Raw genomic sequence first — 20828 nt, 5'->3', positions numbered from 1 at the left:
GGTGGGCATCCCCGGCAAGCACCGCACCCTCGTCGTCCACGCCGCCGGCTGCGTCCTGTGGCGCCGCTCACCCGTGACCGGCACCCTCGAACTGTGCCTCGTCCACCGGCCCAAGTACGACGACTGGTCCTGGCCCAAGGGCAAGCTCAAGCGGGGCGAGGACCCGCTGGCCGGCGCCCTGCGCGAGGTCGCGGAGGAGACGGGGCACACCGCCGTCCCGGCCGCCGAGCTCCCCACCGCGCGCTACCTCGCCGGCGGCCGCCCCAAGCAGGTCCGCTACTGGGCGGCCGAGGCCGTCTCCGGCGGCTTCACCCCGAACGACGAGGTCGACCGCCTCCTCTGGCTCCCCCCGGACGCCGCCCGCGCCCGCCTCACCCGCCCCGGTGACGCCACCCTCGTGGACGCCCTCCTCGCCACGCTCCGCCCAGGGCACTGACCGTCCGGTATCACCCCGTGTCCTCGACGTGAGCGTTCCGTGACCTCACCGCACCGCCCTCAGGGGTTCACCCCCCGTTCATTTACGGCCATCGGCGGCTTCACCTGTTCTGCCTAATTTCGGCCTTACCGGATGCGGATCGCCCGAGGAACGGCAGGGGCGACCCCATCACCCGCTTCGCACGCCGCCGAATTCAGGACGGCGGCCACTGGAAGGAACTCAAGTGAAGCTTCAGCGCAAGAACCGGCGTGCCCTCGCTCTCGGTGCTCTCGCCGTCTCCGGCGCCCTGGCCCTCACGGCGTGCGGCTCCGACGACACCGGCGGCAGCGCGAGCGGCGACGGCGCCTCCGCCACCAAGCAGGCCGGCAACATCGACTGCGGTGACGCCAAGGGTCAGCTCGCGGCCTCCGGCTCCTCCGCGCAGAAGAACGCCATCGACGCCTGGGTGAAGCAGTACTCCGCGGCGTGCAAGGGCGTGCAGGTCAACTACAACCCGACCGGTTCGGGCGCCGGCATCACCGCGTTCCTCCAGGGCCAGACCTCCTTCGCCGGCTCGGACTCCGCGATGGACGCCGAGGAGATCAAGCAGTCCCAGCAGATCTGCAAGGACGGCCAGGCCATCGACCTGCCCATGGTCGGCGGTCCGATCGCCGTCGGCTACAACGTCGAGGGTGTCGACGAGCTCGTCCTGGACGCGCCGACCCTCGCCAAGATCTTCGACAGCAAGATCACCAACTGGAACGACGAGGCGATCGCCAAGCTCAACCCCGACGCCAAGCTCCCCGACCAGAAGATCCAGGCCTTCCACCGCTCCGACGAGTCCGGCACCACGGACAACTTCACCACCTACCTCCAGGCCGCCGCGCCCAAGGACTGGACGTACGAGCCCAGCAAGTCCTGGGAGGCCAAGGGCGGCCAGTCCGCGCAGGGCTCCTCCGGTGTCGCCCAGCAGGTCAAGCAGACCCCCGGCGCCATCTCCTACATGGAGCTGTCCTACGCCAAGGACGGCATGAAGACCGTCTCCATCAAGACCGAGGCCGCCGAGCCGGTCGCCGCCACCGTCGAGAACGCGACCGCCGCCATCGGCGCCGCGAAGGTCGTCGGCACCGGCAAGGACCTCGCGCTGGAGCTCGACTACACCCCGTCCGCCGACGGCGCCTACCCGATCGTCCTGGTGACGTACGAGATCGTCTGCGACAAGGGCAACAAGGCGGAGACCCTGCCCACCACCAAGTCCTTCCTGAACTACATGGCTTCCGAGGACGGTCAGGCGCTGCTGGCCGACGCGGGCTACGCCCCGATGCCCGAGGAGATCATCACCAAGGTCCGCGAGACCATCTCGAACCTCGCCTGACCCGAGAGTGCGGACCGGCCCCGACCAGGGAGCCGGTCCGCACCGTCCGGTGCACCGCCATCAGGAGCCCCCGGACCCCGGACGGCTCCACCGAGCCGCCGGCCCCGACGGCTCCGCAGACCGGAGAACCCGATGGACATCACGACACAGAAACCAGCCGCACCCCCCGCCGCACCCGGGCCGGCCGCGCCCGTGGACAAGCGCGCCGCACGCGGGGCCACCCGCCCCGGTGACCGGATCTTCCTCGGGCTCTCCCGCGGATCCGGCATCTTCGTCCTGGCCCTCATGGCCGCCATCGCGGCCTTCCTGACCTACCGCGCCTCCATAGCCATCAGCAAGAACGAGGCGAACTTCTTCACCTCGTTCGACTGGAACCCCAGCGGCACCCCGCCGGAGTTCGGCATCGCCGTCCTGGCGTTCGGCACCGTCGTGTCGTCGATCATCGCCATGGTCATCGCGGTCCCGGTCTCGGTGGGCATCGCCCTGTTCATCACGCACTACGCGCCGCGCCGCCTCGGCGGCCTCATCGCGTACGTGATCGACCTGCTCGCCGCGGTCCCCTCCATCGTCTACGGCCTGTGGGGCGCGCTCTTCCTCGTCCCGCACCTGGAGGGCCTGTACGGCTGGCTGGACGACTACCTCGGCTGGACCGGCGTCTTCGAGTGGAACGACGGCGCCCCGCGCTCGCTGTTCACCGTCGGCATCCTGCTCGCCATCATGATCCTGCCGATCATCACCAACGTGAGCCGCGAGGTCTTCCGGCAGGTTCCGCGGATGCACGAGGAGGCGGCCCTGGCCCTCGGCGCGACCCGCTGGGAGGTCATCCGCATGTCGGTGCTGCCCTTCGGCCGCTCCGGCGTCATCTCCGCCTCGATGCTGGGCCTCGGCCGCGCGCTCGGCGAGACGATGGCCGTGGCCATGGTGCTCTCCTCCAGCTTCGACATCAACGCCAGCCTGCTCGACACCGGCGGCGGCACCTTCGCCCAGAACATCGCCAGCAAGTTCAACGAGGCCACCGAGATGGGCCGCGACGCCCTGATCGCCTCCGGTCTCGTCCTGTTCGTCATCACGCTGCTGGTCAACGGCGCGGCCCGGCTGATCATCGCCCGCCGCAAGGAGTACTCGGGGGCCAACGCATGAGCCACGCAACCCTCACCCCGAAGCACGGTTCCCTGCGCGGCGCGACGCTGCCGAAGTGGTTCGCCTGGGCGGTCGCCGCGGGCTCCGTCGTGCTGGGCCTCGGCATCAGCACCGCGGCCGGCCTGGACAGCGACATCCAGTGGGCGCTCATCGCGGCCGTGCTGTTCGTCGCCGGCTCCTACGGCATCTCCGCGAAGGTCGAGGGCCGCCGTCAGGCCAAGGACCGCACCGCGACCAGCCTGGTGTGGGTCGCCTTCCTCATGGCCCTCGTCCCGCTGATCTCCCTCATCTGGGAGACGGTCAAGCGCGGTGTGAAGGTCCTCGACGGCTACTTCCTCAGCCACTCGATGGGCGTGGTCGCCGACACCGAGCCCGGCGGCGGCATCTACCACGCCATCGTCGGCACCCTGGAGCAGGTCGGCCTCGCCACCCTGATCTCCGTGCCGATCGGTGTGCTCACCGCGATCTACCTGGTCGAGTACGGCCGCGGCCGGCTCGCCAAGGCCGTCACCTTCTTCGTCGACGTCATGACGGGCATCCCGTCCATCGTCGCCGGTCTGTTCGTCCTCAGTGTGTGGATCCTGATGCTGGACATGGGCCCGTCCGGTTTCGCCGGCTCGATGGCGCTGTCCATCCTGATGATCCCGGTGGTCGTCCGCTCCACGGAGGAGATGCTCAAGCTCGTCCCGAACGAGCTGCGCGAGGCGTCCCTCGCGCTCGGCGTGCCGAAGTGGCGCACGATCCTGAAGGTGGTCCTGCCGACCTCCATCGGCGGCATCACCACCGGCGTGATGCTCGCGATCGCCCGCATCACCGGTGAGACCGCCCCTGTCCTGCTGCTGGTCTGGGTCACGAACTTCATCAACACCAACCCGTTCCAGGACCCGCAGGCGTCGCTGCCGATGTACATCTACCTCCAGTACCAGAACAGCGGCGGCTCCGGCGCGGCCTACGACCGTGCCTGGGCGGCGGCCCTGACGCTCATCGCGTTCATCATGATCCTCAACCTGGTGGCCCGCGGCATCGCCCGCTGGAAGGCCCCGAAGACCGGTCGCTGAGGCCCCCGGACCCGAAAGAAGAAGTGATACCCATGGCCAAGCGCATCGACGTCAGCGGCCTCAACGCCTACTACGGCTCCTTCCTCGCCATCGAGGACATCTCGATGACCGTGGAGCCCCGCTCCGTGACGGCCTTCATCGGCCCCTCGGGCTGCGGCAAGTCCACCTTCCTGCGCACCCTCAACCGCATGCACGAGGTGACGCCCGGCGGCCGGGTCGACGGCAAGGTCATGCTCGACGACGAGAACCTGTACGGCGCCGGCATCGACCCGGTGGCCGTGCGGCGTGAGGTCGGCATGGTCTTCCAGCGCCCGAACCCGTTCCCCACCATGTCGGTGTACGACAACGTGGCGGCGGGCCTGCGCCTGAACGGCAAGTACAAGAAGGCCGAGCTGGACGACGTCGTCGAGAAGTCCCTGCGGGGCGCCAACCTCTGGAACGAGGTGAAGGACCGCCTCAACAAGCCCGGCTCGGGCCTTTCCGGCGGTCAGCAGCAGCGTCTGTGCATCGCCCGCGCCATCGCCGTCGAGCCGAACGTGCTGCTGATGGACGAGCCCTGCTCCGCCCTGGACCCGATCTCCACCCTCGCCATCGAGGACCTGATCGGCGAGCTGAAGGAGCAGTACACGATCGTCATCGTGACGCACAACATGCAGCAGGCGGCGCGCGTCTCCGACCGCACCGCGTTCTTCAACCTCTCGGCGGTCGGCCAGCCCGGCAAGCTGATCGAGATCGACGACACGGAGCGCATCTTCTCCAACCCGTCGGTCCAGGCCACCGAGGACTACATCTCCGGCCGCTTCGGCTGACAGTCCCCTCGCGGTGCTGCATGGCGGTGCCACCGCGAGGCCAAAGGGCCCGCCCCCCGAGGGGGGCGGGCCCTTCCGTCGCTCCGCGGGCAGTCATGGCCCAGCTACAAGAACACCAGGTACACGACCCCGTAGGACAACGCGGCGACCGCCCCCGCGGCGGGCATGGTGATGAACCATCCGAGAACGATGTTCTTGGCGACCCCCCACCGCACCGCGTTGACCCGCTTCGTCGCCCCCACACCCATGATCGCCGAAGTGATCACATGCGTGGTCGAGATCGGCGCGTGGAACAGGAACGCCGACCCGAACATGATCGACGCACCCGTCGTCTCCGCCGCGAACCCCTGCGGCGGATCCAGCTCGATGATCTTCCGCCCCAGCGTCCGCATGATGCGCCAGCCCCCCGCGTACGTGCCCGCGGACAGCATCACCGCACAGGCGATCTTCACCCACACCGGGATCGGATCGCCGTACTCCTCGACATCCGCGATGACCAGCGCCATCACCACGATGCCCATCGTCTTCTGCGCGTCCTGGAGACCGTGCCCCAGCGCCATGCCCGCCGCGGACACCGTCTGCGCGATGCGGAAGCCGCGCTTGGCCTTGTGCGGGTTCGCCCGCCGGAAGATCCACATGATCGCGGTCATCACCAGGTAACCGGCGATCAGACCCACGACCGGCGACACGAACATCGGAATGACGATCTTGTCGAGCACTCCGCTCCAGTACACCGTCGTGCCACCGGCGAGCGCCGCGCCCACCATGCCGCCGAACAGCGCGTGGGACGAGGACGAGGGCAGCCCGAAGTACCAGGTGATCAGGTTCCAGACGATCGCCCCGACCAGCGCGGCGAAGAGGATCCCCATCCCGGTGGACCCCTCGGGTGTCTGGATGACCCCCTCACTGACGGTCTTGGCGACCCCGGACCCCATGAAGGCGCCGGCGAGGTTCATCACGGCCGCCATCGCGAGCGCGACCCGAGGTGTCAGCGCGCGGGTGGAGACGGACGTGGCGATCGCGTTCGCCGAGTCGTGGAATCCGTTGGTGTACGTGAAGAAGAGCGCGACCCCGATGGTCACGACCAGTGCGAAGGTGTCCATGAAGTGCTCAGGACTCCTTGACGGCGATGGTCTCCACCGTGTTCGCCACGTGCTCGAAGGCGTCCGCCGCCTCCTCCAGTACGTCCACGATCTGCTTGAGCTTCAGCACCTCGATGGCGTCGTACTTGCCGTTGAAGAGGTGGGCCAGCAGCTTGCGGTGGATCTGGTCGGCCTGGTTCTCCAGACGGTTGACCTCGATCCAGTACTCGGTGAGGTTCTCCATGGTGCGCAGGTGCGGCATGGCCTCCGCGGTGAGCTCCGCGGCGCGGGCCAGCACCTCGATCTGCTGCTCGACGCCCTTGGGCAGTTCCTCGACGTTGTAGAGGACGACGAGGTCGACGGCCTCCTCCATGAAGTCCATGATGTCGTCGAGGGACGACGCGAGGGCGTAGATGTCCTCACGGTCGAAGGGCGTGATGAACGAGGAGTTCAGCTGGTGGAAGATCGCGTGTGTGGCGTCGTCACCGGCGTGTTCCGCGGCCCGCATACGCTCTGCGATCTCGGCCCGGGCGGAGGTGTCCGCCCCGAGCAGTTCCATCAGGAGCTTGGAGCCCGTGACGATGTTGTCCGCGGACGCGGCGAACATGTCGTAGAAGCTCGTCTCCCTGGGGGTCAGACGAAAGCGCACGTGGGGTCCTCGGTATGCATCGGTTTCGGTCAGGCTGATGCTAGGCGCATCATCCGGCCACGTGTAACGGGCCGCCCTCCAGTGTCACCCATCAGGCACGGTGATGAGCACGGGGGCGGTCCGAGGCCCGCATCCGGCCGCAGCGCTTGTCATCGGCCACCATGCCTATACCCGGCGAAGTTCGGTACCATATACCCACCAGGGGTATATCTCGGCCATCATCATCACAGGAGGACGCGATGACGACCACCGAAACCGGCGCGGACGCGGCCTCCACCGAGATCGTGACCGATCACGACCGGGGTGTTCACGGCTACCACGACCAGAAGCAGGAACACCTCAAGCGGCTGCGTCGTATCGAGGGCCAGATCCGCGGACTCCAGCGCATGGTCGACGAGGACGTCTACTGCATCGACATACTCACCCAGGTGTCCGCCTCCACCAAGGCCCTGCAGTCGTTCGCGCTGCAACTGCTGGAGGAGCACCTGCGCCACTGCGTCGCGGACGCGGCCGTCAAGGGCGGGGACGAGATCGACGCGAAGGTCAAGGAAGCCACCCAGGCCATCGCGCGCATGCTCCGCACCTGACCGCGCCGTCAGCCGTCGCCGGGCTCCGCGCGGGTCTCGCCCACCCGCAGCACCTCGTCGATGCTCTCCAGGCTGAGCCGGTCCTCGGCGGCGGAGGCGGCGATGATCAGATCCCCGCACAGTTCGATCTCGGCGAGCGCCACGTGGTCCTGCACCGTCCCGCCCCTGACCGGAGCCACGCGCCTCACCTCTTCGCCGTCGTCACCGACTTCCTAGGGTAGGCAGCGCCCTACGCACCGCGCATGGCACGGAAGGGCTAGTTCGCGCCGGTCACTCCGGGCCGCTCACTCCTCGGCGATCCGGCCGGCGTAGATGTCCCCGTCCTGCGGGAGACGTACGTCGGCGGGGACCCCGAAGTCGTACAGCAGCGTCGTCGAGGCGACCCCGACGGGCGCGGCCCGGGGTCCGTTGACGAAGCTGAACCGGTGCCGGAGCTTGCGGATGCGCCCCTCGTCGTCGAGGTACACGTCGAACGGCACCCGCGCGGTGGCGAACCCTTTCGCCGCCGCGCCCAGCGTCACCCGGTTCGCCTCCGACGCCGCCCGCGCGGCCTGCCCCAGGTCGGCGGTCCCCCGATAGTGCCGCACCTTCGTCCCGGCGACCTCGGTCCGTCCGACGAACGCCGCCGACCGCGTCCCGCGCAGCACCTCGGCGGCCGTGAACGGATCGGTGGCACCGCCGGTGACGAGATTCCCGTCGGTCAGCGTCCCGGTGTCCACGCGCACCCACTTGTCGGCGGGCACTCCGGCCCCCCGGTTCTTCATGTACAGGGCCCCGGGGGCGAGCAGCTCGGTGATCGGCCGCCGTACGGTCTGGCCGGCCGGGTCCGGCGGCAGCAGCACCTTCAGCCGGCCGAGCCGGTTGCGGTAGTCGTAGACGCCCTCGCCGCGGATGGTGACCCGGGTACCGCCGGTGGCCATCTCCAGCGAGGTGCGCGCCTTGGAGCTGCCCGCCGCGACGAGCGCGTCCGCCGCCTCGCGCACCAGCGTCACGGCCGCCGGGCCGCCGGTCGGGCCGCCGGTCGCCGCCCCGCTGCTGCCGCACCCCGCGAGGGCGCCGAGCGCCAGACACCCGGCGGCGCCGAGAGCGACGGCGCGACCACCGGTCCACCGGCGCCGCGGTGCTCGTCCTGCCATGGCCGCCTACCCCCGCTAAATCCGACACGGGCCGTCTTTCCCCCGGTTAACGACCGGTGGTCGACGCCGTCACGCGGACACACCCGGAGCGGTACGGTGGTGAGGTGGAAGAGCAGGACGTCGCGGCACCCTCTCAGGAACACCGGACAACCACATCGGAGCGGGGGCCCTTCTGCGTCGCCTGCTGCACCTGCGGCTGGCGCGGCCCCGCGAGAAGAGCGAGAAGCCTGGCCCGCACGGACGCCAGGAACCACACCCCGGAGTGACGGCGACATCGCCAGGTACCGGCGGCCCGGCAGCGCGGTGACGAGCTGCGGATCATCGCCACTGGTCCACCGCCGTGGCCCAGCAGGCGAGTACCGCTGATCCAACGGTGAGCCCCGCGGACGGGGATCAGGCCGCCAGGTCGCGCTGTCCCGGCTCGGAGGGACGGTTCTCCTCCGGGGTGGTCCGCGCCTCGTACCCGCGCGCGCTGATCAGCCGGCCGCCTCGCGGCGACCGTTCGATCGCCCGCATCAGCGGCGTCAGCAGGGCCATGGCGAGCGGCGAGAGCAGCAGCGCGACAGCCGTGCCGAGGGCGAGCCCGCCCACCACGTCGGTCGGGTAGTGCACGCCCATGTAGACGCGGATGAACCCGCCGATCAGCCCGAGCACCAGGGCGAAGATCCCGAGCCGCCGGTTGGCCAGGAACAGCCCCACCGCCAGCGCCATGCAGAGCGTCGCGTGGTCGCTGACGAACGAGTAGTCGGTCTTGCCGGCGACCAGGACCTCGAGCCCTTCGTGGTCGTTGAAGGGTCTGGGCCGCTCGACGAACCCGCGTATCGGCACGTTCACCAGGACCGCGACGCCCGCCGCGAGCGGGGCCCACACCAGGGCCGCCACGGTCGGTGCCGCGTCCTCGCCGCCCCGCCGTCTGACGCCCCACCAGCACCACAACAGCATTCCCAACAGGGCGAACAGGATGCCGAACTCGCCCACGAACTCCATCACGTGGTCGAACCACGGCGGCGCGGCCTTGGCGAGGCCGTTGATGTCATAGAGCAGGTCGACGTCGGGGTTCGACCCGGAATCGGCGAGTCCAGCCATGGTGCTGCGGCCCCTTCGTCCTTGTCTCCGGGCGTGCGGTGCGCACGCCGTCTGCAACCACCCCCGTGGTCCGTAGATCCGCTCATCGGCTCGGCTACGACAACAGGAACGCACGACCCCCGCTGATACGTTCCACGCTCTACCGAATGATCACGCAGACGTTATCGAAGAGAGATGCATCTCCGCAGCTCAGGGGGAGGGTTAACGCTCCGCTCACACCGTCGTGGGGAGTGCTTTCGCGCCATCTTCGGTGACCCGGGTGGCACCAAAGTAGTCAGGAGTGTCGATCGGGTCGAATCGGATCACGGCCCCCGTCCGTGGCGCGTCGATCATGTACCCGCCGCCGACATAAATACCCACATGCCGGATGGCCCGCGAATTGGTGAGGTCGTCCGAGAAGAACACCAGATCGCCGGGGAGCAGTTCGTCCCGCTCCGGATGCGGTCCCGCGTTGTACTGGTCGTTCGCCACGCGCGGCAGCGTGATCCCCACACTCTCGTACGCCGCCTTGGTCAGCCCCGAGCAGTCGAACCGTCCTCCCTGCTCAGGAGTGCCGTTGCCGCCCCAGAGGTAGAGCGTGCCGAGCTTCTTCTGCGCGTAGGCGATGGCTCCCGCGGCCTGCTTCGACGGGTCGACCCGACCGACCGGCGCGGCGAAGCTCTTCTCCAGCGCCCGGATGCGCTTGACGTAGTTCTGCGTCTCCTTGTACGGCGGAACACCCCCGTACTTGATGACCGCGTACGCCCCCGCATTGTACGAGGCGAGCATGTTTTCGGTCAGATTCCCGCCGACGTCCTTCACGTAGCCGGCGAGGGTGCAGTCGTACTTCGCCGCCGAGGGGATCGCGTCCTTCGGGTCCCACACGTCCCGGTCCCCGTCGCCGTCGCCGTCGATGCCGTGCGTGGCCCAGGTGCCGGGGATGAACTGGGCGATGCCCTGCGCCGCCGCGTGGCTCTGCGCCTTCGGGTTGAAGCCGCTCTCCTGATAGAGCTGGGCGGCGAGCAGGGCGGGGTTGATGGCGGGACAGAGGTTGCCCCACGTCGCGACGAGCTGCTGGTACGCGGCCGGCACGCTGCCCTTGGCGAGCGTCTTGGCCGCCCCGCCGCCCACCCCGTTCACGAGGTTCCCGGCGATGACGTACACGCCGACGACCAGCAGCATCACGAAGGCGAGCACGGAGCTGACGGCGAGGGTCGCGCCGACCCAGACCTTACGCACCGTCAATCACCCCTCACTGTCCGGCAGTCCACCGCCGCCCGACAGTGTAAGGGCGGCACGCGGCCCGCGGGGTGATCCAGTACGACGAAATGCACGGTTACCCGCACGCCGCCCTCGGCGCACTCGAACACCCGTCAGAAACAACACTGAGCAGCCTCGTTGCCCGGCGTGACGCACCGTGATACACAGAGTGACGATACGACTCTTCACTCTTCGGAGCGCGCCCCTGCCGGGGCCCGGCGCGCGCCGGTGGCAAGCTATTCCTACGAAAACCGCCAACCGATGACGCCAAGTCGACATACACGGGCGCCATCGTCGGTGACAATGAGGCCTGAACTCTGCACTCCCGCAGAGGAAGCGGAACTACCCATACCAGGGCGGTGACTTACATGTTCTTCGCGGCCGACGAGGGAGACATCAACACCATCATCGGCGGGATCGCTCCCGACTGGGGCCCCTTCGGCAGCCTGGGCAACGAGGCCAAGATCATGATCGAAGTGGTCATGGCGGTCGCCATCCTCATCTGCCTGGGCATCGCCATCTGGGGGGCGGCCAAACAGCGCATCGGTGCCACCGCACTGAGGGACACGTTCAGCGCCGAGCAGGGCAAGGGCCTCATCATCGCGGGGCTCACGGGCGTCTTCATCATCGGTTCGCTCGGCACCCTGTTCACCATCGTGTACGGCATGGCCGTCTAGCCCCGCGCCACCGCTCCCGACCGGGCACGCCCGGCCCCCTCCCATCCCACCCGCCCGTCGTGCCCACCGGCTGAGGTTGCGTTTCCCTGATGTCCAGTCACCACACCGCACCCGAACGGGAGCCGGCCCGGCTACCGTCGTACGTGGAGTACCCGGAGTACGAGGTGTTTCCGCACGACGCTGAGGGGGCGTACGCGGCATGAGTCTCGGAGACGACACCGGTCAGACCCGCACCCGCCTGCCCGAAGGAGGCGGCGACCCGTACGGCGGGGCCCGCAGAGGCGCCCGTTCGTCCTCGCGCAGCCTCGTCACCGTCGTCGGCGTGGTGGTCGTCCTGATCGCCGCGATCGCCTTCGCGAACCGTGGAGGAGACGATTCCGCAGCGGAGGACGGCGGCTCCGTCGACTCCCCCAAAGCGGCGGCGACGGCCCCCTCGGGCAAGAAGCCGGTCGACACCAAGGCCGCGGGCATCCCGTCGGGCTTCTCCCACGACCGCCAGGGCGCGGAGAGCGCGGCGGCGAACTATGCGGTGACGCTCGTCTCAGCCGACATCCTCAAACCCGCACGGCGGACCGAGATCATCCAGCAACTCTTCGTCACCGACAGACAGACCGCCCTGGAGGACCGGTTCGACAAGGCGTACAGCGAAGAGTTCCTGAGCAACATCGGCCTCGACGAGAACGGCAACGCGGCGGCGGGCAACACGTATGTCTCCCGCACGGTGCCGATCGGCGCCAAGGTCACGAGCTACTCGGACTCCGCCGCTGCCGTCGAGGTCTGGTGCTCGGGCGTGTTCGGCACAGCCGGCGAAAAGACGACCAACCCGGTCAGCTCCGACTGGTTCACCATGACGTTCCAGCTGCGGTGGACGGACGACGACTGGAAGGTCGACAGCTTCTCGCAGAAGGACGGGCCCGCACCCGTGCCCGGGGACGACAAGGCATCCACCGCCGAGGAGATGGCCAAGGCCGTCAAGGAGTACGGAGGCTTCACCTATGCCCGGTAGCCCGCGTCGCGTACTCAACATCGCCGCCGCTCTCACGGCTCTGCAGGCCACGATGCTGATGGTGGCGACCCATGCCGCCGCCGCGCCCACGCCGACGCCCACGCCCACTCCGTCGGACGACAACTGTGACCTCATCGTCGGCCCCGCCAAGGACTACTGCGAACGAGGCGAAGCCGGATCCGAGGGCGCCAGCACCCTCAACGACCCCTCCGCCACCCTCGACCCCCTGGCCTCTCTCGCCCAGGGCTGCGCCGACGCCGCCTCCTGGACCATCAAGCAGCTCAGTGGCGCCGTCGAGGACACCGCGAACGTCGACTTCACCAACGACACGTTCCTCCAGCAGTACGCCGTCGTCTTCGCCGCGTCGACGATCCTCACCCTCCTCCTGTGGCTGCTCGCGGTCGCCAAGCGCGCGGTGCGGGGCGTCCCCCTCACCACCGCGATCTCCGAGGCGATCGGCTTCCTCTGGCTGACCGTCCTCGCCTCCGCCTTCACCCCGCTGATCCTCTACACCGTCGTCTCGGCCACCGACAGCGTCACCGACGTGCTCGCCAAGGCGACCGGCGACCAGACGGACACGTTCTTCGGCACGTTCGCCGGCGCGCTCGAGAAGGGCGACGACATCGGCGGCGGCCCGATCATGCTGATCGTCGTCTCCCTCGTGTCCATCCTCGCCGCCGGCATCCTCTGGCTGGAGCTCGTCATCCGTGCCGCCCTGCTCTACGTCGGCGCCCTCCTCGGCACGGTCGTCTACGCGGGCCTGGTCGACAAGAACCTGTGGGGCCACGTCCGCCGCTGGGCGGGCATCATGATCGCGGTGATCCTCGTGAAACCCGTCATCGTGATCGTCCTCGGCCTCGCGGGGGCGCTCTCCGCCGAGGAGGGGCCCGATGCCTTCTCCGCCGTGGTCTCCGGGCTGGCGATCATCCTGCTGGCCATCTTCGCCTCCGCGATGATCTACCGCTTCGTCCCCGGCTTCGGCGACGAGATCGCCGGCTCCCGCAACAACCGGCTCATGCAGGGCGCCGAGGGCAAGGCGGCCGCCGTCATCAGCTCGCCGGCGACCCTGGTCGCGCAGGGCATCAAGACCCACAGCACCCGAGCCGACAACAACGGCGGCGGAGGCCAGTCCTCCGGCGCCCGCTCCTCCAACCCCGCCTCCGGCGGAGTCGCCGCACACAGCTCACGCACGCCGAACAGCGGGGGCGCCGCCGCCCCCGCACCCCGGTCGAGCAGCCCGGTGAACACCCCCCACGCCAGCAGCACCCGCAACAGCAGTAACAACCGCACGGGAGGTGAAGGGCGTTGACGACCGAGACCCACCTGTCCCATCCGGTCACGCCCCGCCGTACGTATCTGATCGGCCGCGCCCGGCCGAACGCGATCGTCGGCCGCAATCGCGAGACCGGTGAGATCGCGCTGATCGTCGTGGGCGCGTTCCTCGGCATGATGTGCGGGCTCCTCGTCCCCGTCCTGACCGTGCGGATCGTGCTCCTCGCCGGACTGCCGATGATCGCCCTGGCCGCCGTGTACGTGCCCTACAAGGGCCGCACCTTCTACAAATGGTTCGAGATCAACCGCAGTTACAAGCGCACCGTGCGCCGCGGCACCACCTACCGCTCCGGTGTCGTCGAGGCGGGCACCCGCCTCGACGGGCGCGAGGTCGAGGTCGGGCCGCCGCCCGGGATCGGGCGCATCACCTGGCTCGCCGCCCCGTTCGGCCCGGACGAGATCGCCGTCCTGCTGCACGCGGACCGCAAAACCGTCACCGCCGCCATCGAGATCGAGGGCCCGGGCGTCGGCCTGCGCGACTCCGAGGACCAGGAAGCCCTCGTCGACCGCTTCGGCACGCTGCTCAAGCACGTCGCCAACGGCGACGGCTTCGTCACCCGCATCCAGATGCTGGCCCGCACCCTGCCCGCCGACCCCGACGCGCACGCCAAGGACGTCTCGCTGCGCGGCGACGACAAGTCACCGCCGTGGCTCCAGCAGTCCTACGAGCAGCTCCAGTCGATGGTGTCGACCAGCAGCGAGCAGCACCGCGCCTACCTGGTCGCCTGCATGCACTACACCCGCGAGCTGGCCTCCGAGGCCAACACCATGGCCCGCGCGATGCGCAGCCAGGGCGGCGGCAAGGTCGACCGGGACGCCGGCCTCGCCGTCGTCATGGCCCGTGAGCTGACGGACATCTGCTCCCGTCTCCAGGAGGCCGACATCCGCGTACGGCAGCCGCTCGGCCAGAGCCGGCTGTCCTCGCTGGTCCACTCCATGTACGACCCGGACCACCCGATCGACCACATCCAGGCGATGACGCAGCGCAACGCCTGGCCGGCCGAGCTGGACGCCATGGAGCCCACCTACCTCCAGGCCAAGACCCGCGAGTCCGCGACCCGCGCCCCCTGGTGCCACGCCACGGCCTGGGTCAAGGAGTGGCCGATGACCCCGGTGGGCGTCAACTTCCTCGCCCCGCTGCTCGTCCACACCCCGGACGTGATCCGCACGGTCGCCGTCACCATGGACCTCGAACCCACCGAGGTCGCCATCGAGCGGATGCTGACCGAGAAGACCAACGACGTGGCGGAGGCGTCCCGCGCCGCCAAGATGAACCGCACGGTCGACCCGCGCGACCTCGCCGCCCACAGCAGGCTCGACCAGCGCGGCGAGGACCTCGCCAGCGGCGCCGCGGGCGTCAACCTGGTCGGCTACATCACCGTCTCCTCCCGCACACCCGAGGCCCTGGCGCGCGACAAGCGGACCATACGGGCCTCGGCCGGAAAGTCGTACCTGAAGCTGGAGTGGTGCGACCGCGAGCACCACCGCGCGTTCGTGAACACACTCCCGTTCGCCACCGGCATTCGAAGGTAGGGGCTGAGTTCTGATGCGGGATCCGCTGTCCGTCGTCACCGACGCCTTCACGTCCTTCCTGTTCGGGAAGGTCGAGACGACACGGCTGCCGGTGCGCACGTCCACGGGCCAGGCGCAGGCGGTGTACCTGCCGACCGCCGCGCCCGGCCTCGGCGACTCCGGCGTCATCATCGGCCGCGAGGTCTACTCCGGCAAGGGCTACATCTACGACCCCTTCCAGCTCTACGGCCAGCAGCTGCCGGCCCCGCACTGGCTGGTGCTCGGCGAGTCCGGCAACGGCAAGTCGGCGCTGGAGAAGACGTACGTGCTGCGTCAGCTGCGCTTCCGCGACCGCCAGGTCGTCGTCCTGGACGCGCAGGGCGAGGACGGCGTCGGCGAGTGGAACCTCGTCGCGCGGGAGATGGGCATCACCCCCATCCGCCTCGACCCGATGGCCGCCCTGGACCACGGCATCCGGCTCAACCCCCTCGACCCGTCGATCACCACCACCGGACAGCTCGCGCTGCTCCGGACGATCATCGAGGTCGCGCTGGGCCACGGCCTGGACGAGCGTTCCGGCTTCGCCCTCAAGGTCGCGCACGCCTACGTCAACGAGACCATCGTCGAACGCCAGCCGGTCCTCTCCGACATCGTCGAGCGCCTGCGCCACCCCGAACCGGAGTCCGCGGAGGCGATGAACGTCGCCATAGACGACGTCCGGGCGTGGGGCCTGGACGTCGCCCTGGTCCTGGACCGGCTCGTCGACGGTGACCTACGCGGCATGTTCGACGGTCCGACGACCGTCGGCATCGACCTCGACGCGCCGCTGATCGTCTTCGACCTGTCCCACATCGACCGCAACTCCATCGCCATGCCGATCCTCATGGCGATCGTCGGCGTGTGGCTCGAACACACGTGGATCCGCCCCGACCGGAAGAAGCGCATCTTCCTGGTCGAGGAGGCCTGGCACATCATCAACAGCCCGTTCGTGGCCCAGCTGTTCCAGCGGCTGCTGAAGTTCGGACGGCGGCTCGGCCTGTCCTTCGTCGCGGTCGTCCACCATCTGTCCGACGTGGTGGACGGCGCGGCCGCCAAGGAGGCGGCGGCCATCCTCAAGATGGCGTCGACCCGGACCATCTACGCCCAGAAGGCCGACGAGGCGCGGGCGACCGGCCGGGTCCTCGGCCTGCCCAGGTGGGCGGTGGAGATCATCCCGACGCTCACCCCCGGCATCGCGGTCTGGGACGTCAACGGCAACGTCCAGGTGGTCAAGCACCTGGTCACCGAGACCGAACGCCCGCTGGTCTTCACGGACCGCGCGATGACCGAGTCCTCCGCCGACTTCAATGACGACGCCCTGCGCGCCGCCGAACGGGAGGCGGAGGAGCGGGCGGCGGCCTTCGTGGAGCAGCACGTCGGCGACTCCGAATCGACGGTGGCGTAGAGGGAGCACGTGTGAGACCGGACGATCACCGCGGGCCCGGCCGGGGCGCCGGCGGCCAGGGCGGCATCCCCGACGGGCTGCTGCTCGGCATCCTCGCCTTCCTCCTCGGCCTGACCACGATGGTGTGGACGGCCACCGGACTCGCGGGCCTCTTCGCCCACGGCCGCTGGCCGTCCGGTATCGCCTTCACCCGTACCCCGGTGGCCGTGCGCCACCTCGTCGCCGAGCCGCGGGACCTGCCCGCCGCCTGGCCGGACGCCCCGCCCGCCGACCTCTCGGGGTACGGCCTCTTCTGGGGCCTGTTCATCGGCCAGCTGATGATCCTGGCCGTCCTGACGGTGTTCGTCGTGGGCACCGTGGCCCGCTGGCGAGCCGTACGGGCCCGACGGCGCGCGGAACGGACGGGGGCGGTCCGGGAGCGGCACACGGAACCGGCACGGGAACCCCGGCCCGCCCCGGAGCCGGAACCGTCCCCGAAGCACCGGCACGAGGTACCGGTCCCGGAGCACCGGCACGAGGTACCGGTCCCGAGGACGCCCGTGCAGGAGCCACAGGCGCCCGGAGAGCCCGTCACCGCACGGGTGTCCGACGGAGAACGGACGACCGGCGGGTGGGGCATCGTCCCCCGCGCCGAGGGCGCGGGCCTGCGCTACGGTCCCCCGGCCACCCGCCACAGCACCGCCGCCCAGGCCGTACGGGACGCGGAGGGCCCCGCCCTCGTCCTCACCTCCAACCCGGCCCTGTGGCACGACACCAAGGACGCCCGCGCCAAGCTCGGCCCCACCCACCTCTACGACCCGACGCACCTCTGCGACACTCCGGCCCGCCTCCACTGGTCCCCCACCGCCGGCTGCGAGGACAAACGGACGGCCACCGCTCGCGCGGCAGCGCTCCTCGCCCCCGTCCGGCCCACCTCGCGGCTCGACCAGGCGGTCAGCGACACCGCCGAGACCCTGCTCCGCAGCTATGTGCACGCCGCCGCCGTCGACGGCCGCACCGTCCGCCACGTCCACCGCTGGGCCCAGGGCCTCCAGGTCCACGACGCGGTGCGCATCCTCCGCACCAGCCCCAAGGCCGCCCCGGGCTCCGCCGGCGAACTCGAAGCGGCCCTCACCGCGCATCCCGACCGCCGGGACATGGCCCAGCAGCTGACCACGCGCGCCCTGGCCGCCCTCTCCACCCTTCACGTCCGCGAGGCGTGCACTCCCCACCGAAATGATGCCCTCGCCTTGGATTCCTTCATCGACGAAGGGGGAACGCTTTACGTTGTGGGCGAATCCATCGAGGATCCCCGCACCAGTCCGGGCGCGATGCCTTTGCTGACGGCGCTCGCCTCGCACGTGGTCGAGCACGGCCGGCGCATGGCCGAACGGTCATCCTCCGGTCGGCTCGACCCACCACTCACCCTCGTCCTGGACGACGTGGCGGCCGTGGCGCCGCTCCCCCAGCTTCCCGAACTCCTCGCCGCCGGCACGGACCGGGGCATGCCGACGCTGGCCCTGCTCCGCTCCCGCGAACAGGCCCGGACCCGCTGGCCGCACGACGAACTACCGGTCTGACCCGGGCCGCCCGATCACCATCTCCAGCTCCCGCTCGTCCGGCTTGTCCGCCAACGGCACGGTCACCCCGCTCTCCACGAACCCCGCCTTGCGGTAGAAGCCGAGCGCCCGCGCGTTCTCCGCGTGCACGACGAGCCGCACCCGCTCCAGCTCCCGCTCCCACGCCCACTCCAGGGCCGCGTCGAACAGCGCCCGGGTCAGCCCGCTCCCCCGATGCCCGGGAGCCACGTACACCCCCACCAGGTGCCCCTGCCGCCGTTCGACGGGCATCCCGGCCCAGTCCGTCGTCCCCGCCTCCTCGACAAGCACGGCGACGGTGCCCACCCAGCTCCCGTCCTCCGCCTCCGCGACGAACTGCCGCGCCCCGCCCGCTTCCCGCGCCCCGTTCGCCGCCCGCTCCCGCCAGTACGAGTCCGGCCGGCCCACGGCCTCCTCGTACGTGTCCAGGAAGGCGAGGTCGGCGACCGGGTCCCGCAGCGCGGTGAGCCGCAGCTCCTTCACCGCGGCCCACTCCTCGGCCCGCACCTGCCGGATCACACAGTCCTCGAAGGTCACGACACCTGTCCTCATGGCCGCCACGGTAGTACCGGGGTACGACACCCCTCACCCCGATTACGGCTCCGGCCCGACGCCCACCGCATCCCCCGCGGGCGATGATCGACCCATGATTCGGCTCCGACCGGCGGACGGACCCGCCACCATGGACCCCGTGACGAACGACCAGGAGGCGGCGGCGTCGACGGACACCCGCACGACGGAGCCGCTCACCCAGCACGTGCAACGCGCCAACCAGTGGATCCGGGACTTCGACCGGCGCCACCCGCTGCTGTGGGACTCGCTCTTCACGGGGTTCTGGACGACGGCCGCCCTCATCGACTTCACCGGTGGCGGCTGGCGCAACGTCACCCACAACCCGGACGCCCCCGGCCCGCTCCTCCTCGTCCTGACGCTCGGCCTGTCGGTCCCCCTCCTGTGGCGCCGTACCCACCCCGCGACCGTGATGGTCGCGATGGCCCCGTTCGCCGTGGTCAACGCCTGGTCGGGCGCCACCCTCCAGGCGGCCCTGCTCCAGCTGGTCGTCATCTACCACATGGCCCTGTGCCGCCCCCTGCGCGACCTGTGGTGGGCGACGGCCCTGATGCTCACCCCGGTGACGGTCTCCACGGCCCGCTACGGCGAGGGCGAGTGGAGCCAGCAGATCGGCTCGTACCTGACGTCCGTCGGCGTGGCCGTCCTCATCGGCATCACCATCCGCACCCGCGAGAACTACACCGAGGCCCTGGAGGACCGCGCCCGCCGTCTGGAGATCGAACGCGACCAGCAGGCCCGGATCGCCACTGCCGCCGAACGCGCCCGGATCGCCCGCGAGATGCACGACATCATCGGCCACCATCTGTCCGTCGTCACGGGTCTGGCCGACGGCGGCAAGTACGCGGCCACCAGGTCCCCGGAACGTGCCGCGCAGGCCCTGGACGCCATCGGCACCACCAGCCGTCAGGCCCTCGGCGAGCTGCGCCGCCTGCTCGACGTCCTCCGTGACGACGAGTCGGCTCTCCCCGCCGAGCGGAACCCTCAGCCCGGTCTCACCGACCTGCACCGTCTCCTCGACGGCGTCCGTACCGCGGGCCTGCCCGTCCGGCTCACCACGGCCGGCCGGCCGGCCACCCTTCCCCCGGGCCGCGAGCTCACCGTCTACCGGGTCGTCCAGGAAGCCCTCACCAACACCCTCAAGCACGCCGGACCCGACGCCACCTCGGAGGTCGTCGTCGTCCACGGCGAGCGGGGCGCCGTCACCGTCACCATCACCGACACGGGAGAGGCCACACCGCCGACCGCTCCGTCCGACGGCCGCGGCCTCCCCGGAATGCGCGAACGAACGGCCCTCTACGACGGCACACTTGAGGCCGGCCCACGCCCTGACCCCGAACGGGGCTGGCGCGTCCACCTGCACCTACCGGAGGAATCCCCGCAGTGACCACCGTCCTCATCGCCGACGACCAGCCGTTGCAGCGCTTCGGCTTCCGCATGCTCCTGGAGAGCCAGGACGACCTCACCGTCCTGGGTGAGGCGTCGAACGGCGGCGAAGCGGTCCGCATGGCGGCGGAACTGCGCCCGGACGTGGTGCTGATGGACATTCGCATGCCCGGGATGGACGGCATCGAGGCCACCCGCCGCGTCGTCGCCTCCGGGGACCGCACCCGTGTCCTCATCCTCACCACGTTCGACCTGGACGAGTACGCCCACGCCGGCCTCCGCGCGGGCGCCTCGGGCTTCCTCATCAAGGACGCCCAGCCGGAGGAGCTCCTCTCCGGTATCCGCTCCGTGGCGACCGGCGACGCGGTCGTCGCCCCCAGCCTGACCCGCCGCCTCCTCGACGCCTACGCCCACCATCTGCCGTCGGGCAGCGGAACCGCGGCGCTCGCCCCGGAGGTGGACCCTCGCCTGTCCTCGCTCACGGAGCGGGAACGCGAGATCCTCACGGTCATCGGCCAGGGATGGACGAACACCGAGATCGCCGCCCGTCTGCATCTCGCGGAGTCCACGGTGAAGACGCATGTGGGCCGCATACTCGCCAAGACGGGTTCGCGCGACAGAATTCAGGCGGTGATCCTGGCGTACGACACCGGGCTGGTGAAGCCGTCCTGAAACGCAGAAAGCCCCGTGCCAATGGCACGGGGCTTTCCCAAAAATTGTTCGGCGGCGTCCTACTCTCCCACAGGGT

The 20828-nt window shown here is 70.0% G+C and carries 21 protein-coding genes; 14 read left to right on the top strand and 7 right to left on the bottom strand.

The window, feature by feature from the left end:
• The first annotated feature begins 1 nt into the window (after position 1).
• The 5 genes from IE172_RS28375 to pstB all read left to right on the top strand — a co-directional run bounded on the left by IE172_RS28375 (position 2) and on the right by pstB (position 4797).
• On the top strand, positions 2–436 hold the full coding sequence (locus IE172_RS28375) for an NUDIX hydrolase (RefSeq protein ID WP_229886496.1): 435 nt from the start codon (positions 2–4) through the stop codon (positions 434–436).
• A gap of 223 nt (positions 437–659) precedes the next feature.
• A complete protein-coding gene (pstS, locus tag IE172_RS28370; protein ID WP_190100175.1) occupies positions 660–1790 on the top strand; it encodes a phosphate ABC transporter substrate-binding protein PstS in 1131 nt (376 codons plus the stop codon).
• Between the two features lie 132 nt (positions 1791–1922).
• Positions 1923–2930, top strand: coding sequence for a phosphate ABC transporter permease subunit PstC (gene pstC / locus IE172_RS28365; RefSeq protein ID WP_190100174.1), 1008 nt, complete (start codon positions 1923–1925; stop codon positions 2928–2930).
• Entirely contained in the window at positions 2927–3988 is a 1062-nt protein-coding gene (gene pstA, locus IE172_RS28360; protein WP_190100173.1) for a phosphate ABC transporter permease PstA, read from the top strand. Before pstC ends, pstA begins: the two co-directional genes overlap by 4 nt.
• A 32-nt stretch (positions 3989–4020) precedes the next feature.
• Complete coding sequence (gene pstB / locus IE172_RS28355; RefSeq protein ID WP_190100172.1) at positions 4021–4797, top strand: phosphate ABC transporter ATP-binding protein PstB; 777 nt, start codon at positions 4021–4023, stop codon at positions 4795–4797.
• Positions 4798–4901: 104 nt separating this feature from the next.
• Here the strand turns inward: pstB and IE172_RS28350 are convergent, their stop codons facing one another.
• Together IE172_RS28350 and IE172_RS28345 are read right to left on the bottom strand one after the other, a co-directional pair.
• Entirely contained in the window at positions 4902–5900 is a 999-nt protein-coding gene (locus IE172_RS28350; RefSeq protein ID WP_190100171.1) for an inorganic phosphate transporter, read from the bottom strand.
• Positions 5901–5907: 7 nt separating this feature from the next.
• On the bottom strand, positions 5908–6528 hold the full coding sequence (locus IE172_RS28345) for a DUF47 domain-containing protein (protein ID WP_037930976.1): 621 nt from the start codon (positions 6526–6528) through the stop codon (positions 5908–5910).
• A gap of 239 nt (positions 6529–6767) precedes the next feature.
• On the opposite strand from IE172_RS28345, the gene IE172_RS28340 reads away from it, so the two are divergent.
• Positions 6768–7115 (top strand): metal-sensitive transcriptional regulator, encoded by a 348-nt coding sequence (locus IE172_RS28340; RefSeq protein ID WP_190100170.1) that lies wholly within the window; start codon positions 6768–6770, stop codon positions 7113–7115.
• A gap of 8 nt (positions 7116–7123) precedes the next feature.
• Here the strand turns inward: IE172_RS28340 and IE172_RS28335 are convergent, their stop codons facing one another.
• From IE172_RS28335 to IE172_RS28320, 4 genes are all read right to left on the bottom strand, one after another.
• Positions 7124–7303 carry a hypothetical protein gene (locus IE172_RS28335; protein ID WP_190100169.1) on the bottom strand — a complete coding sequence of 60 codons (180 nt, stop codon included), beginning with the start codon at positions 7301–7303 and terminating at the stop codon, positions 7124–7126.
• Positions 7304–7399: 96 nt separating this feature from the next.
• Positions 7400–8251 carry an SCO4651 family lipoprotein gene (locus IE172_RS28330; protein ID WP_190100168.1) on the bottom strand — a complete coding sequence of 284 codons (852 nt, stop codon included), beginning with the start codon at positions 8249–8251 and terminating at the stop codon, positions 7400–7402.
• Positions 8252–8644: 393 nt separating this feature from the next.
• Complete coding sequence (locus IE172_RS28325) at positions 8645–9337, bottom strand: phosphatase PAP2 family protein (RefSeq protein ID WP_190100167.1); 693 nt, start codon at positions 9335–9337, stop codon at positions 8645–8647.
• A 213-nt stretch (positions 9338–9550) separates the two neighbouring features.
• A complete protein-coding gene (locus IE172_RS28320; RefSeq protein WP_229886526.1) occupies positions 9551–10498 on the bottom strand; it encodes an NlpC/P60 family protein in 948 nt (315 codons plus the stop codon).
• A gap of 446 nt (positions 10499–10944) precedes the next feature.
• Here IE172_RS28320 and IE172_RS28315 point away from each other — a divergent pair, with 446 nt between their 5' ends.
• From IE172_RS28315 to IE172_RS28290, 6 genes are all read left to right on the top strand, one after another.
• Complete coding sequence (locus IE172_RS28315; RefSeq protein WP_030829533.1) at positions 10945–11253, top strand: DUF8827 family protein; 309 nt, start codon at positions 10945–10947, stop codon at positions 11251–11253.
• Between the two features lie 199 nt (positions 11254–11452).
• On the top strand, positions 11453–12259 hold the full coding sequence (locus tag IE172_RS28310; protein ID WP_190100166.1) for a DUF8175 domain-containg protein: 807 nt from the start codon (positions 11453–11455) through the stop codon (positions 12257–12259).
• The gene (locus tag IE172_RS28305) at positions 12249–13568 is read left to right on the top strand and encodes a hypothetical protein (protein WP_190100165.1); all 1320 of its coding nucleotides are present in this window, start codon (positions 12249–12251) and stop codon (positions 13566–13568) included. Before IE172_RS28310 ends, IE172_RS28305 begins: the two co-directional genes overlap by 11 nt.
• Positions 13565–15124, top strand: a complete 1560-nt coding sequence (locus IE172_RS28300; protein WP_190100164.1) for an SCO6880 family protein — start codon at positions 13565–13567, stop codon at positions 15122–15124. The genes IE172_RS28305 and IE172_RS28300 overlap by 4 nt, the downstream gene beginning before the upstream one ends.
• A 13-nt stretch (positions 15125–15137) precedes the next feature.
• Positions 15138–16547: an ATP-binding protein gene (locus tag IE172_RS28295; RefSeq protein ID WP_190100163.1), complete on the top strand. Its 1410-nt coding sequence runs from the start codon at positions 15138–15140 to the stop codon at positions 16545–16547.
• 11 nt (positions 16548–16558) lie between these two features.
• The gene (locus tag IE172_RS28290; protein WP_190100162.1) at positions 16559–18106 is read left to right on the top strand and encodes a type IV secretory system conjugative DNA transfer family protein; all 1548 of its coding nucleotides are present in this window, start codon (positions 16559–16561) and stop codon (positions 18104–18106) included.
• Here the strand turns inward: IE172_RS28290 and IE172_RS28285 are convergent.
• On the bottom strand, positions 18095–18676 hold the full coding sequence (locus IE172_RS28285; RefSeq protein ID WP_190100161.1) for a GNAT family N-acetyltransferase: 582 nt from the start codon (positions 18674–18676) through the stop codon (positions 18095–18097). The genes IE172_RS28290 and IE172_RS28285 overlap by 12 nt on opposite strands.
• A 130-nt stretch (positions 18677–18806) precedes the next feature.
• On the opposite strand from IE172_RS28285, the gene IE172_RS28280 reads away from it, so the two are divergent.
• Entirely contained in the window at positions 18807–20081 is a 1275-nt protein-coding gene (locus IE172_RS28280) for a sensor histidine kinase (protein ID WP_229886524.1), read from the top strand.
• Complete coding sequence (locus tag IE172_RS28275; RefSeq protein WP_190100159.1) at positions 20078–20752, top strand: response regulator; 675 nt, start codon at positions 20078–20080, stop codon at positions 20750–20752. The genes IE172_RS28280 and IE172_RS28275 overlap by 4 nt, the downstream gene beginning before the upstream one ends.
• Positions 20753–20828 lie beyond the last annotated feature (76 nt).

Origin of the sequence: Streptomyces griseoflavus (genome assembly GCF_014649995.1) — a bacterium.
GTDB classification, from domain to species: Bacteria; Actinomycetota; Actinomycetes; order Streptomycetales; family Streptomycetaceae; genus Streptomyces; species Streptomyces griseoflavus.
This window is presented reverse-complemented; position numbering and strand designations above follow the sequence as displayed.

Excerpts from the sequence above, each read along its gene's own strand:
- IE172_RS28305 (WP_190100165.1), top strand. The coding sequence starts at position 12,249 with ATGCCCGGTAGCCCGCGTCGCGTACTCAACATCGCCGCCGCTCTCACG.
- IE172_RS28340 (WP_190100170.1), top strand. The coding sequence starts at position 6,768 with ATGACGACCACCGAAACCGGCGCGGACGCGGCCTCCACCGAGATCGTG.
- IE172_RS28285 (WP_190100161.1), bottom strand. The coding sequence starts at position 18,676 with ATGAGGACAGGTGTCGTGACCTTCGAGGACTGTGTGATCCGGCAGGTG.
- IE172_RS28320 (WP_229886526.1), bottom strand. The coding sequence starts at position 10,498 with ATGCTGCTGGTCGTCGGCGTGTACGTCATCGCCGGGAACCTCGTGAAC.
- pstB (WP_190100172.1), top strand. The coding sequence starts at position 4,021 with ATGGCCAAGCGCATCGACGTCAGCGGCCTCAACGCCTACTACGGCTCC.
- IE172_RS28315 (WP_030829533.1), top strand. The coding sequence starts at position 10,945 with ATGTTCTTCGCGGCCGACGAGGGAGACATCAACACCATCATCGGCGGG.
- IE172_RS28295 (WP_190100163.1), top strand. The coding sequence starts at position 15,138 with ATGCGGGATCCGCTGTCCGTCGTCACCGACGCCTTCACGTCCTTCCTG.
- IE172_RS28310 (WP_190100166.1), top strand. The coding sequence starts at position 11,453 with ATGAGTCTCGGAGACGACACCGGTCAGACCCGCACCCGCCTGCCCGAA.
- IE172_RS28280 (WP_229886524.1), top strand. The coding sequence starts at position 18,807 with ATGGACCCCGTGACGAACGACCAGGAGGCGGCGGCGTCGACGGACACC.
- IE172_RS28350 (WP_190100171.1), bottom strand. The coding sequence starts at position 5,900 with ATGGACACCTTCGCACTGGTCGTGACCATCGGGGTCGCGCTCTTCTTC.
- IE172_RS28330 (WP_190100168.1), bottom strand. The coding sequence starts at position 8,251 with ATGGCAGGACGAGCACCGCGGCGCCGGTGGACCGGTGGTCGCGCCGTC.
- pstA (WP_190100173.1), top strand. The coding sequence starts at position 2,927 with ATGAGCCACGCAACCCTCACCCCGAAGCACGGTTCCCTGCGCGGCGCG.
- IE172_RS28325 (WP_190100167.1), bottom strand. The coding sequence starts at position 9,337 with ATGGCTGGACTCGCCGATTCCGGGTCGAACCCCGACGTCGACCTGCTC.
- pstC (WP_190100174.1), top strand. The coding sequence starts at position 1,923 with ATGGACATCACGACACAGAAACCAGCCGCACCCCCCGCCGCACCCGGG.